A 13,844-nucleotide genomic window follows, 5' to 3' on the forward strand; every position below is an offset into this window, starting at 1 on the left:
CAGCGACAGTCGACAGTGCCCGTCCCGTCGACCCGGTCGGGCCGGTGGAGGTGCGAGTCGCGAGGAGGTGTGCCGGATGAGTGCCGTGTCACGACGGCGGTTCCTGGGTGGGCTCGGGGCTGCCACCGTCGCAGGGCTCGTCGCCTCGTGCTTCGACCCCGATGCCTCGACCGGCGGCAGAGGTCTGCAGTGGTGGGACCATTTCGGCGGTCTTCAGGACCTGCACACCGAGTGGGCGGCCACCTACAGCGACCGGATCGGGGTGCGAGTCACGTACAGCTACAACGATCCCGCCCGGGCCACCGAGGCGCTCCAGCTCGCCAACCAGAGCAACCAGCTCCCAGACATCTACTCGAACATCCTGGGGCTGCCGCTGTCCGCCCTCGCGGAAGCAGGATGGCTGACGCCCATCGACCTTTCCGACGAGGCGCGCTCCCGGCTGCCCGAGGGTTCCTTCGTCGACGGCGTCACCGTGCTCGACGGCAATGTCTACGGCCTGCCCGTACTGTCCGACCGGCAGTACTGGGCCTGCACCTGGTACAACTCCGAGATCGCCGAGGAAGTCGGCTTCGAAGGGCCACAGAGCTATGACGAGTTTCGGTCCGCTCTGCGGGCGATCGCGGACCACGGCACGTACGCCCCGATGACCCTCGCCCTCGGCGACAGCGACCGCATGCGTGATCAGATCGACGATCTGGCCCAGGCTGGCGGCTTCCCCGGCTACGAGGGCCTGCGGTTCGACACGGGCGAGTTCGACTTCACGCACGACGCCTATGTCAACGCGATCGAGCTGTTCAAGGAGATCTCGGACTCCGGGTGGCTGCTACCGGGGACCAGCTCGCTGCAGGTTCCCGATGCGCGCGGCCGGTGGGCAGCAGGAGAGATCGGATTCTTCATCGACGGCCCGTGGGCGCCGGGTGGCGTGCGCGCGCTCAACGAGTCGTTCCTGCCCAAGATGGCGGTGTCGGGAGAGCTGACCCCGGAAGGCGAGGAGCTCGTCATCACCCGCGGCGCGCCGGCAGCGACCTGGTTCGTCGCCGGGAGCACGTCCCATCCGGAGGCCGCGGGCCGGCTGGTCGAGACGTTCACCCAGGACGACTACCAGCGTGCCCTGGCCGAAGCCATGGACCAGCCGCCAATGAACCTCGACCTCGTCGCCCAGGCCGAAGTGATCGAGCCGTACGCGTGGCTGGCCCAGGACTTCAAGAACCGCGTCTTCCGGGCACCTGAACCGGAGGTGCGCAACGTCGCCGTCACAGAGGCACTCGCCAACTCCATGCCCGTGGCACCGCACCTCGGGGACATCGTCCAGGGCTACCTCGGGGGCGACGTCGACGACCTGCACACCGAGCTCGTCCGGCTCAACGACATCTTCGACCGCGACCTCGATGCCGCCATCGCGAAGGCCAATGGTGCGGGGGCCGACGTCTCGCGTGCCGACTGGGAGTTCCCGGACTGGGTACGGGGCGAGGACTACACGTACTGAGACCGGCCCGGCAATGCTGCGGCCCACGCGCGTGGGGTCGGGAGTCGCCCACGCGCTGGGGTGAGAGCCTTCGCGGGCGTGGGTTCAGTCCCGGTTGAGCAGCTCGGCGACCTCGGCGACCGGTGTCAGCACCTCGTGCCGCTCGAGCCAGGCACGGATGTTGCTCGCGGCGAGCTCGGCCATGGCGCGTCGCGTGGGGACCGTGGCGGAGCCGACGTGCGGCAGCAGCACCGCGTTGTCCAGTGCGAGCAGCTCCGGCGGGACGTTCGGCTCGTCCTCGAAGACGTCCAGCCCGGCGGCCCCGAGGGTGCCGGAGCGCAGTGCGCTCACGAGCGCCGGCTCGTCGACCACCGACCCGCGGGCCACGTTCACCAGGACGCCGTCCGGCCCGAGCGCCTGGAGGACGGCGGCGTCCACCAGATGACGGGTGGCCGCGCCACCGGGGATCGCGACGACCAGCACGTCCACCGCCGCGGCCAGCTCGGCCGGGCCGGGCAGGTACCGGTACGGCACGTCCCTGCGGGTACGGGTGTGGTATGCGACGGGCATCCCGAAGGCCTCGGCGCGCCGGGCCACCGCCCGTCCGATCTTGCCCATGCCGAGCACGCCCAGGGTGCGTCCCCGCAGGCTCATGGCGGTCAGCGGGTACGGCCCGTCGGTGGCCCAGCGGCCGCTGCGCAGGTGCGCCTCGGCGCGGGCGAGCTGCCGGACGGTCATGAGCAGCAGGCCGAACGCGGTGTCGGCGACCTCCTCGTCGTTGGAGCCGGCGACGTTGGTGACCAGCACGCCGCGGCGCACGGCCGCCTCGACGTCGACGGAGTCGTAGCCCACGCCGACCTGCGCGATGAGCCCGAGGTTCGGCAGGCGGTCCATCAGGTCCGCCGTCACCGGGTGCTCGCCGGGGTTGGCCAGCGCCCGGATTCCGGCGCCGTACCGCGCCAGCGCCTCCTCGGGGTCTGGCTCCTCCCAGAGCCGCAGCACGCGGAGGTCGGCGCAAGCCGGCACCAGGAAGCCGTCGCCGGGAGCGGGCAGGAGGACGTCGGGGGTGGTCTGCTCGGTACGGGGCATCCTCGGCCTTCGGCGCTCGCGGACAATCTGCGTGACAGGATATAGGCTCCTGCTCGAGCTACGGCCGGACCACGTTGACCCGCCTCGTGCGGGCCAGCAGGATGACCAGCGATCCGGACGGGGCGGACGGGTGACGACGCACACGACGATGTGAGGAGCGGCATGAAGCACACCGGCACGAGGACACGGAGGCTCACGGCGGTGGCGGCGGCTTCGGCGGCGTCCCTCGTCCTCGCCGCATGCTCGGGCTCCGGCGGGGGAGACGATGCCGCGGGCGGCGGTGAGGGTCCCTGCGACGTCGCGCCCGAGTACCCCAGCGGCCCCATCGAGCTCATCGTGCCCTGGGCCGCCGGCGGCGGCACCGACGGGGTCGCCCGGCTCGTCGGCGAGCAGCTCGGCGAGGCGCTGGGCACGCAGGTCAACGTCGTCAACCGCACCGGCGGCAGCGGCGTGGTGGGGCACCAGGCCATGGCCGACGCCCCGGCCGACGGGCAGACCCTCGGACTGGTGACGGTCGAGATCGGGATGATGCACTGGCAGGGCCTCACCGACCTCACCCACGAGGACCTCACGGCGATCTCCCAGGTCAACGCGGACCCGGCGGGACTGACCGTGGCGGCCGACAGCGAGTGGCAGAACGCCCAGGACCTCCTGGACCACATCGAGGCGAACCCGGGCGACGTGGTCAGCTCCGGCACGGGTCAGGGCGGCATCTGGCACCTCGCCCTCATCGGCATGCTGCTCGAGGCGGGCCTCGAGCCGGACGCCGTGAACTTCGTGCCCTCCGACGGCGCCGCCCCGGCGCTGCAGGAGCTCGTGGCCGGCGGCATCGACCTCACCACCTCCTCCCTCGGTGAGAACAAGTCGATGATCGAGTCCGGGCAGGCGCGGGCGCTGGCCGTCATGGGCAACGAGCCCGACCCCAACTTCCCGGACGTCCCCACGCTCGCGGAGGAGACCGGCGTCGAGTACGAGATGGGCGTCTGGCGCGGCATCGCGGGCCCGGCCGGGATGGAGGAGAACGCCGTCGCCGAGCTCGAGTGCCACCTGGAGGAGATCACCGCCTCGCAGGAGTTCACCGACTTCATGGCGGACAGCGGCCTCGGTGTGCGGTACGCCGGCGCCGAGGAGTTCGCGCGCCTGATGGCCGAGGACGACGCCGCCAAGGGCGAGGTCATGGAAGCGGCGGGCCTGGCGAATTGAGCCCTGAGCACGGCGCGGACGGCCGCCGGCCGATCGCCCGGTCCGACCTGTACGTCGGGGCCGCGGCGGTCGTCGGTGGTCTCGCCGTGATCCCGTACGCACTGTCCATGCCCGAGTACGAGGGCCTGCCCGGCCCGGGTCTCTTCCCGGCCATCATCGGGGGCTTCGCCGTCCTGTTCGGCCTCGCCCTGGTCCTCAAGGCGGTGCTCGAGGCACGCCGGGGACGGGCGGCCGCGGCACCGCAGCAGGAGGTGCCGGCGGAGGAGGACGCGACGGCGCCGGAGCAGACCGAGGGTGCGGTCCGGACCACCCTGGCCACCAGCGAGCGCGCTCGGTGGCTCAACGCCGGTGTGGTGCTCGGCTCGATCGTCTTCTACCTCCTGGTGGCGGAGACGCTCGGGTTCCTCCTGACGATGTTCGTCATCCTCGCCGCGATCATGCTCGTGCTGCGCAGCCGAGTCGTCGTCGCCCTCGTCACCGCGGCGTGCGCCACCGCGCTGCTGTACGCGGTCTTCGAGCTCGGGCTGCTCGTCCAGCTCCCCGACGGCCTGGTGGGGTGGTGAGTGTGGCCGCGAACCTGGCCGCCGGCCTGACCGAGGTCGCCGATCCCTTCACCCTCCTCGTCGTCGTCCTGTCCGGGCTGTTCGGCCTCGTCATCGGGGCGCTGCCCGGGATGACGGCCACCCTCGCGGCGGCCCTCCTCATCCCGTTCACGTTCTTCCTGGACCCGGTCCCCGCCGTCGCGGCCATCATCACGATGTCCGCGATGGCGATCTTCGCCGGCGACGTGCCGGGCGCGCTGCTGCGCATCCCCGGGACGCCCTCGTCGGCGGCCTACACCGAGGACGCCTACGGCCTGACCCGGCAGGGGAAGGGCGCTGTCGCGCTCGGCGTCTCGCTCGTGGCCTCCGTCATCGGCGGCCTCGTCGGCGCCCTCGTGCTCATCTTCGTGGCCCCGGTGCTCGGCGCCTTCGCGTTGCGCTTCACCTCCTACGAGTACTTCTGGGTCGCCGTGCTCGGTCTCACGGCCGCCGTGATCATCTCGCGCGGTTCGCAGCTCAAGGGCGCGATCGCCCTGATGATCGGGCTGCTGCTGTCCACCGTCGGGCTCGACATCACGCTCGGGCACCCGCGGTTCACCTTCGGCGAGGAGGAGCTGTACCGCGGGATCGACTTCATCCCCGCGATGATCGGGCTCTTCGGCATCTCGGAGGTGCTTCGCACGGTGACCGCCCGGCCGTCCGAGCAGCTGGTCATCCCGACCGTCCAGAGTGGCGGCGCGATCCGGGAGACCTTCGCCTCGATCTGGCGGCACAAGGGGCGGGTCGGCTCCGGCAGCGCGATCGGCGGCGTCGTCGGCGCACTGCCCGGCGCGGGCGCCGACATCGCGGCGTGGGTGGCCTACGCCGTCACGAAGAACACCTCGAAGAACGCACGGTCCTTCGGCAAGGGCCACGTGGAGCCGATCATCGGGGCCTCCAGCGCCAACAACGCCGCCCTCGGCTCGGCGTTCGTCCCGACGCTCGCGTTCGGCATCCCGGGTGACACGATCACCGCGATCCTCATCGGCGTGCTCCTGGTCAAGGGCATCACCCCCGGCCCCGACCTCTTCACCATCCAGACGGACACGCTCTACGCGATCTACATCATCTTCATCGTCGCCAACCTGCTGCTCCTGCCGCTGGGCTTCGTCCTCATCCGGGCGAGCTCGTACGTGCTGCGGATCCCGCTGCCCATGCTCATGGCGGTCATCGTCGGCATCTCGCTCGTCGGCGCCTACGCCATCAACAACGGCTACCTCGAGATCATCATCATGCTCGTCATGGGCATCCTCGGCTTCTTCCTCGAACGGGCCAAGGTGCCCCTCGCGCCGGTGGTGCTGGGCCTGGTCCTGGGCCCGATCGTCGAGCAGAACTTCATGCAGAGCGTGGTCAAGACGAACTGGGACCTCGGCCAGTTCTTCTCGCGGCCCATCAGCGCGGCCCTCATCGTCATCACCGCGCTGTTCCTGCTCTACCCGGCCCTCAGCGGGGCGGCCCGGTCGATGCTTCGCCGCCGGCGGGACCGTGAGGCGGCCTGAGCCGGGGGTCCGGGACCGTGCGGCCAGAACACCGAGTACCACCCCGTCTTCCAGATCAAGCTCATGGAGAAGCTGCTCGACCTGAACGAGCAGGCGACCGTCGAGGTCGAGCAGGCGACGTCGTGGAACTTCTACTTCGAGGGCGAGCGGTACTTCGACGGGACGCGGGCCTTCCTCACTGCGGGGGTGTCGAGAAGCCCCTGCTCAACGCCTACCGTGCGCTCGCCAGGCCCAGGGAGGACCGCATCCACGCCGTCTCCGACGCCGCGCAGCGCATCGACGCGGACCACAGCAACGCGCACACCGTCTGGCGAGACCCTGGGGTCGCCGCAGGTGCCGACCGACGCGCAGCTCGCCGCCATCACGGCGCGCCAAGGCCTGGAGGAGCTCGGTCTCGCTCCCGCTGCCGGCCGTCTGCCTGCTCGTGCTCGAGCCTCTCCGACCGTGTGGCGCGCAGGCGGCTCGCTGAGCCTGGACGAGCGGGGATAATCGAGTATCCGGTCGTACTCAATACGATTCGATCTGATCCATCGACGAGAAGGAGGGTTCGTGAGCGGGCGGACGGGCACATCCGACGCACGGAGGGGGCGACGAAGTCCTGTCAGTGAGTCCGTGTACGAAGAGCTTCTGTCCCGCATCATCTCCTCGGACCTGGAGCCGGAGGACAGGATCACGATCGACGCGGTGAGCCGGGAGATCGGAGTCTCCCAGACGCCGGTGCGCGAAGCGTTGCACAAGCTGGCCGCGGAGGGCGTCGTCGTTCATCACCATCTGTCCGGCTACCGGGTCGCCCCCAAGCTCTCGAAGGAGCAGTTCGAGCACCTCGTGGAGTTCCGACTGGCCCTGGAGCCCGTCGCCGCCCGGAATGCTGCGGAGAGGATGTCGAAGGAGATGTTCGGGGAGCTCGAGCATCTCAACAGCGAGATGGCCACGGTTCTCACGACCGCCGAATCGGATCACGGCTACGCCGCGTTCTCCCGGTTCGACGCCCAGTTCCACGACGCGATCGCCCGGGGAGGCGGGAACCCCTACATCCGGGAGTCCCTGCTCAGGCTGCACCTTCACACCCATCTCTTCCGCCTGGCCAACTACCAGCAGATCACCACGCGTGCGGTGGACGAGCACGCGGAGGTCCTCGCCGCGTTGCGAGCCCGCGATCCCGGGGAAGCGGCGCTGTCGATGCGTCAGCACATCCACCTCTCGGCCGGACGGTTCCGCACCAGCTTCGAGTGAGTCCGCGGCCCTGCCCGAGGGTCGCCGCGGGCGGGTGCCGGGAGCACTTGCGGGACGCCCGTCCCCGGAGACGGGCGTCTGTTTGACGTCCCGTCGCCACCCTCCTATGGTGTGGCTCACAGATGCGATCCGATACGATCGGATCGCCGATTCACGAGAGAGTTCTCGACTTGGTCCCAGAGCAGCCCGTGCACACCGTTGCCTCGGAGCAGCACCGCAACTTTGCGGGTCTGCGCAGTCCCGGGGAGATCATCTTCGGCTCCGGCCAGCGGCATGCCCTGGCGCAGGTCGTCCAGCGACTGGGGTCGAGGGCGTTCCTCTGCGTCGACCCGCACATCGCCGGGAGCCCGGAGCTCGATGCGTTGACCGACGGGCTCCGCGGCGCCGGGATCACGAGCGGGGTGTACGCCGACGTCGTCCCCGAGCTTCCGACGGCCAACGTGATGGCGGCTGTGACGGAGGCCCGGGCTCACGACGCCGACGTCGTGGTGGCCGTGGGGGGCGGCAGCAGCATCGACCTGGCCAAGGTCGTCTCCTGCCTCCTGGCGCACGGCGGGGAACCTGCCGACTACTACGGAGAGTTCGGGGTCCCCGGTCCCGTGCTCCCCCTGGTGGCCGTGCCGACCACGGCCGGGACCGGGTCCGAGGTCACCCCGGTCGCCGTGCTGACGGACTCCGAGCGACGGCTCAAGGTCGGGATATCCAGTCCGTATCTCATCCCGACGGTCGCGATCTGCGATCCGGAGCTCACCATCACCTGCCCGCCCGCCGTCACCGCGGCCTCGGGCGTGGACGCTCTGTCGCACTGCATCGAGGCGCTCACCGCGGTACGCCGGGAACCGACGGCGACGCTCATGGGGGAGCGAGTCTTCATCGGACGCGGCCGGCTGACGGACCAGCTGGCCCTGGCCGGGGCGAGCTCCATCATCTCCGGGCTGCACCGCGCCCATGCCGTCCCCGAGGACATCCGCGCCCGGGAAGAGGTGATGTACGGGTCGATGCTCGGCGGTCTCGCCTTCGGGACTGCGGGGACGGCCGCGGCGCACGCCTTGCAGTACCCGATCGGCGCCGCCACGAAGACCCCGCACGGCGTCGGTATCGGGCTGCTGCTGCCCTACGTGATGGAGTACAACCGCGGCGCGTGCATCCCGGAGTTCGCGCAGCTTGCGCAGATCCTCGGCGCCGAGGACGCCGAGGAGGAGACGCGTGCTCGGCGCGCGCCCGGCCTGGTGCAGTCCTACGTGCGCAAGCTCGGCATCCCGGTCTCGCTGAAGGAGATCGGCTTCGACGACGAACGCATCGACTGGGCCGCTGAACAAGGCCTGAAGTCGGTACGGCTGGCCGAGAACAACCCCGTCCCCCTCACCGTCGACGGAGCACGCCGGATCCTGCAGGCGGCCGCGCACGGTGATGCACAGGCAGATAAGACATCGAAGGAGATCGCAGTATGACGGTCGCAGGCACGACGGTCGCACCGGCGTGGATCGAGGGGCACGTCCAGGCGGCAGGGTGCGCACCGCGCGCCGGCGAGGACACGTTCGACGTCCTCAACCCGGCCACCGGCCTCCCGCTGGCCACGTTGCGTGATGCGGACGTCCAGGACGGGCGCCGCGCGCTGGAGGCCGCCAGAGGAGCGGCCTCGGCGTGGGCGGAGACCTCCCCCCGCCATCGCAGTGGGGTCCTGATGCGCACCTTCGAGCTCATGACGGAGCGCCAGGAGCAGCTGGCCGAGCTGATCAGTCTGGAGAACGGCAAGAGCATCGCCGATGCCAGGGCGGAGGTCACGTACGCCGCCGAGTACTTCCGCTGGTACGCGGAGGAGGTCGTGCGCGTCCGGGGCGAGGCCTTCGAGAGCCCGGGTGGCACCAACCACGTGCTGGTGAGCTACGAGCCCATCGGGGTGAGCCTGCTCATCACGCCCTGGAACTTCCCCGCCGCCATGGCCACCCGCAAGGTCGGGCCCGCGCTCGGCGCCGGCTGCACCGCGATCCTGAAACCGGCCGCGGAGACGCCGCTGACGGCCATCGTCATCGCCGGGATCCTGCGTGAGGCCGGGCTCCCGGAGGGCGTGCTGAACCTCCTCGTGACCACCCGCGCCCGCGAGGTGACCGCACCGCTGATCGAGAGCGGCGAGGTCCCGATGCTGTCCTTCACGGGTTCCACCGAGGTGGGGCGGGTTCTGCAGCGCCAGGCGGCCGACCACATCGCCAACACCGCGATGGAGCTGGGCGGGAACGCCCCGTTCCTCGTGCTGGACGACGCCGAGCTCGACGACGCTCTCGACGGCGCCATGCTGGCGAAGATGCGCAACGGCGGCCAGGCCTGCACCGCCGCCAACCGGTTCTACGTCCAGGACGGCATCTACGGCGCGTTCGTCGGCGGCCTGGTGGAGCGGATGGCCGCGGTCACGATCGGCGACCCCCTCGACGGGAGCACCGGCTGCGGCCCGCTCATCAACCCGGCCGCCGTCGAGAAGGTCCAGGAGCTCGTGGACGACGCCGTCCGGCGCGGTGCCCGGATCGCCCTCGGCGGGAGCGTCCCCGACGGCGACGGGAGCTACTACCCGCCGACCGTGCTCACCGACGTGCCGGCGGACGCCCGCATCCTGCACGAGGAGGTCTTCGGTCCCGTGGCTCCGGTGATCCGCTTCGCTGACGTCGACCAGGCGGTCGAGGCCGCCAACGACACCGTTCACGGCCTGGTCTCCTACCTCTACACGCGGGACATGAGACGCGGGCTCCAGCTCACGCGGCGCCTGGAGGCGGGCATGGTGGCCCTCAACCGAGGGCTGGTCTCGGATCCCGCGGCGCCGTTCGGCGGCGTCAAGCAGAGCGGGATCGGGCGCGAGGGGTCCCACGAAGGCCTGTACGAGTACCTGGAGACCAAGTATGTCGCCACGCAGTGGTGAGACGCGGCGTCGTCCCTCGGTGAGGACGCGGCGCACGGAAGCAGCTCGAGGAAGGTCGGTCCGATGACCGGGGACGTGTTCACCCAGCAGGAGGACGGGGTTCTCACGCTGACCCTCTCCAACCCCGCGAAGCGGAACTCGCTCAGCATGGAAATGTACGACGTGCTGGAGAGCGAGCTGGAACGTGCCGCCGCCGACCCCGGACTGCGCGCCGTCGTGCTGCAGGGTGCCGGCGGAGCGTTCGCGGGCGGGACCGACATCCGCCATCTGGCCGAGATCCACACCGGGGCCGACGGCGTCGCCTACGAGGCTCACATGGCCAGGGTCCAGTCGAAGCTCCTCGACCTGCGGGTCCCGGTCATCGCGCTGGTGCAGGGGCCCTGCGTCGGGGGCGGCCTGGTACTGGCCGCGTTGAGCGACCTGGTCTACTGCACGCCCGAGGCACGGTTCGGCTCACCGATCGCGCGCACGCTGGGCAACGCGCTGTCCGCAACCTCGATCGCCCGGCTCTACGAGTGCTTCGGCCGGAGGGCGACGGCGGAGATGCTGCTGACCGGTCGGCTCCTCAGCGCCGACGAGGCCGAACGGGCCGGGTTCGTCACGGCGGTGGTGGAGGAGAAGGACCTGGCCGGCAGGCTGCAGGAGACCCTGGACGCCATCGCGCGGTGCGCCCCCAAGACCCTCCGGTCCTTCAAGGAGATCGAACGGCGCCTGGACGCACGCCTGGAGAAGGTCGACGTCGACGACCTCTTCGAGGAGATCTACGGCAGCGCGGACTTCGCCGAGGGCGTGGCCGCCTTCCTCGACAAGCGGACCCCGAGGTTTTCCGGGCAGTGAACGCACGCGTGCCGTGCGCCGCCACCACCACAGATGAGGAGAAGACGATGGAACATCGCCGTTCCGCGCCCCGTGCCGCCGTCTAGGCCGGCCCGACGCCGCAGGCCGTGACGTGCGGCCGCGTGCCGCCCGGGGCTGGGCGGGCTGCGCGGCCCTGGCACCGGCCCGTCCCGGGCGAGCGAAGACCTCACGAGCGAAGAACGGCAGTGCTCCGGCGAGCTCCCCACCGAGACGCTGCTTGCTTCGCACCCTCCACAACTTCACGTCGTGTCCTCCTCCCCGGGGCCGCACCAGGTGCGACCTTCGGTGGCATTGCGGCCGGCCGGCCGGGGCAGGGCACGGCGAATCACGAAAGGTTTCGTCAGCATGGCTAGCACGGGACGCAGGTCCGCCAACCCACTCCAGGTCCTCGGACGCATCGTCGGCAAGCTGCCGGGAGCGATCATGATCGTCCCGCTTCTGCTCGGGGCGATCGTCAACACGTTCGTCCCAGGTGTCCTGGACATCGGGAGCTTCACCACGGCGCTCTTCAAGGAGGGCGTCAACGCGCTCATCGGCATGTTCTTCTTCTGCCTCGGCGCGCAGATCGACTTCCGCCGAGCGCCGGCGACGATCGAGAAGGGGTTCGCCCTCCTCTTCGCCAAGGTGGGCATCGGTGTGGCCGTGGGCCTGACCGTGGCGTTCGTCGTGCCGGGCGGCACGCTGTGGAGTCTGACCCCGCTGGCGATCATCGCGGCGATGACCAACTCCAACTCCGCGCTCTACGTCTCGCTGACCAAGCAGTTCGGGAACACCAGCGACCGTGGTGCGGTATCGGTGCTGACCATCAACGACGGCCCGTTCATCACGATGGTCGCTCTCGGCGCGGCCGGGCTGGCGACCTTCCCCGTCGAGGCGCTCATCGCGAGCATCCTGCCCCTGCTCATCGGGTTCGTCGTCGGAAACCTCAGCCCCAAGGCCCGGCAGTTCATGGCGCCCGGAGAGATGCTCCTCATCCCCTTCATGGGTTTCGCGCTGGGAACCGGCATCGACTTCTCCACCTTCCTCGAGGCGGGCGTCCCCGGCGCCATGCTCGGCCTGATGACCGTCATCCTCAGCGGTGCCGCGGGCATGGGAGTCATGTGGCTGGTCCACGTCCTGCGACGTCGTCCGAAGTCGGCTCGCAACATCGTCGGAGGCGCGGCGGAGGCGACCACCGCGGGCAACGCCATCGCCACCCCGGCCGCGGTGGCCCTCGCCGACCCGTCCTACGCCGGCATCGAAGCCGTGGCGACGGCGCAGATCGCCGCCGGCGTCGTCACGGCGGCGCTGATCGCGCCCTTCCTCGTCGCGTGGGCGTCGCGCTGGCAGAAGAAGCGCGGGGTCTCGCCCGAGAACGAGGACGCATGGACGACGAGGACGCAGGAGACCTCGAGCGAGGACGGCGTGACCGGGCGGCAGGTGACCGACGACGAGTCGCTCGCGCGAGAGTCCCGGTGACACGTGCGCGCGCCGCGTCGGATGCCACCACCGGCACGCGACATGTCATGTCGAGGGCCGTCATGACCTCCCTCCCACAGTAAGGCGGACACAGAATGACTCACGATGCTCAGAGAATCGTCGTTGTGACCGGATCCGCGAGCGGGATCGGTGCGGCGACAGCTGCCAGCTTCCTCGAGAAGGGGGACGTGGTCGTCGGGCTCGACCGCGCCGCCCAGGCCGAGCCGCCCGGCACCCGTGCCGGCACATGGGCTCCCCAGACGCTGGACGTCTCGGACGCTCACGCGGTCGATTCGACGTTCGACCGCATCCTGGCCGACCACGGTCGCATCGACGTCCTGGTGACGAGCGCGGCGGTCGGCTTCCCCGAGCCGTTCGGATCGATGTCCACCGAGTCGTGGGACCGGGTGTTCCGGATCAACGTCACCGGGACGATGCTGTGCATCAAGAAGGCGCTGCCCGGCATGGTGTCCCGGCGGTCCGGGTCGGTGGCGGTGGTCTCCTCGGTCGCCGGGCGCACCAAGAGCGTGACGAACGGTGCGCACTACACGACGTCCAAGTACGGGCTGGTCGGCCTCACCCGGCATCTCGCTGCGGAGCTGGCCGGCACGGGCGTCCGCATCAACTGCGTGGCCCCGGGGCCGACGAACTCGCCCATCCTGACGGCCCACACGCCACCGGAGGCCGTCGAGAAGATCAAGCAGGGCACTCCGCTCGGCCGCATCGCCGAACCTCAGGACGTGGCGAACGTCATCGCGTTCGTCACGAGCCCGGCGGCGAAGCAGATCCACGGAGCCGTTCTCGATGTCAACGGAGGTCTCTACTGATGTCTCGAAGCGTCCTCGTGACGGGTGCCGCCAACGGCATCGGCAGCGCGACCGCCCAGCTGTTCCTCGACCAGGGCGACCGGGTGAGCGGGCTCGACACGGCCGAGCAGGAGATCGCCGCGTCGGAGTCGTACCTCCCCATCGACTTCGACCCCCTCTCGGAGGAGTCCCAGCGGGCCGCCGTCGAGCGAGCGGTCCAGCACGGCGGCGGCCTCGACGTCGTCGTCACGCACAAGTTCGAGGGCTCGTCCACGCCGTTCGCGGACCTGGGGCTGGACGAGTGGGAGCACCTGATCCAGGTCAACCTCCGGGGCGCGATGCTGACGATCAAGGCGGCCCTGCCGCACCTGGGCGACGGTTCCGCGATCGTCATCACCTCCTCGATCGCCGGCCGCAGGTACAGCAGCGTGATGGGGCCGCACTACACCGTGGCGCGGTACGGACTCATCGGTCTGTGCCGCCACCTCGCGGCCGAGCTCGCCGGGACCGGGATCCGCGTCAACGTGATCTGTCCCGGCCCACCCGACACCCCGCAGATGTGGGAGGTGACGTCCGAGGAGCAGCGCCAGGCCATCGCGTCCGCCGTACCCACGCGGCGTCTGGTGTCCGGCAGGGACGTCGCGGAGGCGGCGGTATTCCTCGCGGGGTCGGACGCACGCCACATGCACGGCGCGGTGCTCGACGTCAACGGTGGCCTGTACTGACGTGCCGCGTCCCGGAGCG

Annotated in this window: 13 protein-coding genes; 12 read left to right on the forward strand and 1 reads right to left on the reverse strand. The window is 70.4% G+C overall.

What is annotated here, in order from left to right; all coding sequences use genetic code 11:
- The first annotated feature begins 76 nt into the window (after window positions 1–76).
- Window positions 77–1,486 (forward strand): ABC transporter substrate-binding protein, encoded by a 1,410-nt coding sequence (locus ACFQQL_RS03550; RefSeq protein ID WP_382391316.1) that lies wholly within the window; start codon window positions 77–79, stop codon window positions 1,484–1,486.
- 84 nt (window positions 1,487–1,570) lie between these two features.
- Here ACFQQL_RS03550 and ACFQQL_RS03555 read toward each other — a convergent pair whose 3' ends face one another.
- On the reverse strand, window positions 1,571–2,554 hold the full coding sequence (locus ACFQQL_RS03555) for a 2-hydroxyacid dehydrogenase (protein ID WP_382391318.1): 984 nt from the start codon (window positions 2,552–2,554) through the stop codon (window positions 1,571–1,573).
- Window positions 2,555–2,716: 162 nt separating this feature from the next.
- Between ACFQQL_RS03555 and ACFQQL_RS03560 the strand changes: the two genes are divergently transcribed.
- The 11 genes from ACFQQL_RS03560 to ACFQQL_RS03610 all read left to right on the forward strand — a co-directional run bounded on the left by ACFQQL_RS03560 (window position 2,717) and on the right by ACFQQL_RS03610 (window position 13,825).
- Window positions 2,717–3,757, forward strand: a complete 1,041-nt coding sequence (locus tag ACFQQL_RS03560) for a tripartite tricarboxylate transporter substrate binding protein (RefSeq protein ID WP_382391320.1) — start codon at window positions 2,717–2,719, stop codon at window positions 3,755–3,757.
- A complete protein-coding gene (locus ACFQQL_RS03565; RefSeq protein ID WP_382391322.1) occupies window positions 3,754–4,320 on the forward strand; it encodes a tripartite tricarboxylate transporter TctB family protein in 567 nt (188 codons plus the stop codon). Before ACFQQL_RS03560 ends, ACFQQL_RS03565 begins: the two co-directional genes overlap by 4 nt.
- A 2-nt stretch (window positions 4,321–4,322) precedes the next feature.
- Window positions 4,323–5,837: a tripartite tricarboxylate transporter permease gene (locus ACFQQL_RS03570; protein ID WP_382391324.1), complete on the forward strand. Its 1,515-nt coding sequence runs from the start codon at window positions 4,323–4,325 to the stop codon at window positions 5,835–5,837.
- Between the two features lie 63 nt (window positions 5,838–5,900).
- On the forward strand, window positions 5,901–6,326 hold the full coding sequence (locus ACFQQL_RS03575) for a hypothetical protein (RefSeq protein ID WP_382391326.1): 426 nt from the start codon (window positions 5,901–5,903) through the stop codon (window positions 6,324–6,326).
- A gap of 123 nt (window positions 6,327–6,449) precedes the next feature.
- Window positions 6,450–7,070 carry a GntR family transcriptional regulator gene (locus ACFQQL_RS03580; RefSeq protein ID WP_382391328.1) on the forward strand — a complete coding sequence of 207 codons (621 nt, stop codon included), beginning with the start codon at window positions 6,450–6,452 and terminating at the stop codon, window positions 7,068–7,070.
- A 170-nt stretch (window positions 7,071–7,240) separates the two neighbouring features.
- Window positions 7,241–8,521: an iron-containing alcohol dehydrogenase gene (locus ACFQQL_RS03585; RefSeq protein WP_382391330.1), complete on the forward strand. Its 1,281-nt coding sequence runs from the start codon at window positions 7,241–7,243 to the stop codon at window positions 8,519–8,521.
- Window positions 8,518–9,978 carry an NAD-dependent succinate-semialdehyde dehydrogenase gene (locus tag ACFQQL_RS03590; RefSeq protein WP_382391332.1) on the forward strand — a complete coding sequence of 487 codons (1,461 nt, stop codon included), beginning with the start codon at window positions 8,518–8,520 and terminating at the stop codon, window positions 9,976–9,978. The genes ACFQQL_RS03585 and ACFQQL_RS03590 overlap by 4 nt, the downstream gene beginning before the upstream one ends.
- 63 nt (window positions 9,979–10,041) lie before the next feature.
- Window positions 10,042–10,815 (forward strand): enoyl-CoA hydratase-related protein, encoded by a 774-nt coding sequence (locus tag ACFQQL_RS03595; RefSeq protein ID WP_382391334.1) that lies wholly within the window; start codon window positions 10,042–10,044, stop codon window positions 10,813–10,815.
- 366 nt (window positions 10,816–11,181) lie between these two features.
- The gene (locus ACFQQL_RS03600) at window positions 11,182–12,294 is read left to right on the forward strand and encodes a 2-keto-3-deoxygluconate permease (RefSeq protein ID WP_382391336.1); all 1,113 of its coding nucleotides are present in this window, start codon (window positions 11,182–11,184) and stop codon (window positions 12,292–12,294) included.
- A gap of 125 nt (window positions 12,295–12,419) precedes the next feature.
- Complete coding sequence (locus ACFQQL_RS03605) at window positions 12,420–13,121, forward strand: SDR family NAD(P)-dependent oxidoreductase (RefSeq protein WP_382391338.1); 702 nt, start codon at window positions 12,420–12,422, stop codon at window positions 13,119–13,121.
- Window positions 13,121–13,825: an SDR family NAD(P)-dependent oxidoreductase gene (locus tag ACFQQL_RS03610; protein WP_382391340.1), complete on the forward strand. Its 705-nt coding sequence runs from the start codon at window positions 13,121–13,123 to the stop codon at window positions 13,823–13,825. Before ACFQQL_RS03605 ends, ACFQQL_RS03610 begins: the two co-directional genes overlap by 1 nt.
- Window positions 13,826–13,844 lie beyond the last annotated feature (19 nt).

Source organism: Georgenia alba, assembly GCF_042665525.1.
GTDB lineage: Bacteria > Actinomycetota > Actinomycetes > Actinomycetales > Actinomycetaceae > Allobogoriella > Allobogoriella alba.

Bases quoted from the DNA above. Each gene is read 5' to 3' on its own strand.
- ACFQQL_RS03600 (WP_382391336.1), top strand. From the start codon at position 11,182: ATGGCTAGCACGGGACGCAGGTCCGCCAACCCACTCCAGGTCCTCGGA.
- ACFQQL_RS03560 (WP_382391320.1), top strand. From the start codon at position 2,717: ATGAAGCACACCGGCACGAGGACACGGAGGCTCACGGCGGTGGCGGCG.
- ACFQQL_RS03610 (WP_382391340.1), top strand. From the start codon at position 13,121: ATGTCTCGAAGCGTCCTCGTGACGGGTGCCGCCAACGGCATCGGCAGC.
- ACFQQL_RS03575 (WP_382391326.1), top strand. From the start codon at position 5,901: ATGGAGAAGCTGCTCGACCTGAACGAGCAGGCGACCGTCGAGGTCGAG.
- ACFQQL_RS03550 (WP_382391316.1), top strand. From the start codon at position 77: ATGAGTGCCGTGTCACGACGGCGGTTCCTGGGTGGGCTCGGGGCTGCC.
- ACFQQL_RS03555 (WP_382391318.1), bottom strand. From the start codon at position 2,554: ATGCCCCGTACCGAGCAGACCACCCCCGACGTCCTCCTGCCCGCTCCC.
- ACFQQL_RS03595 (WP_382391334.1), top strand. From the start codon at position 10,042: ATGACCGGGGACGTGTTCACCCAGCAGGAGGACGGGGTTCTCACGCTG.
- ACFQQL_RS03590 (WP_382391332.1), top strand. From the start codon at position 8,518: ATGACGGTCGCAGGCACGACGGTCGCACCGGCGTGGATCGAGGGGCAC.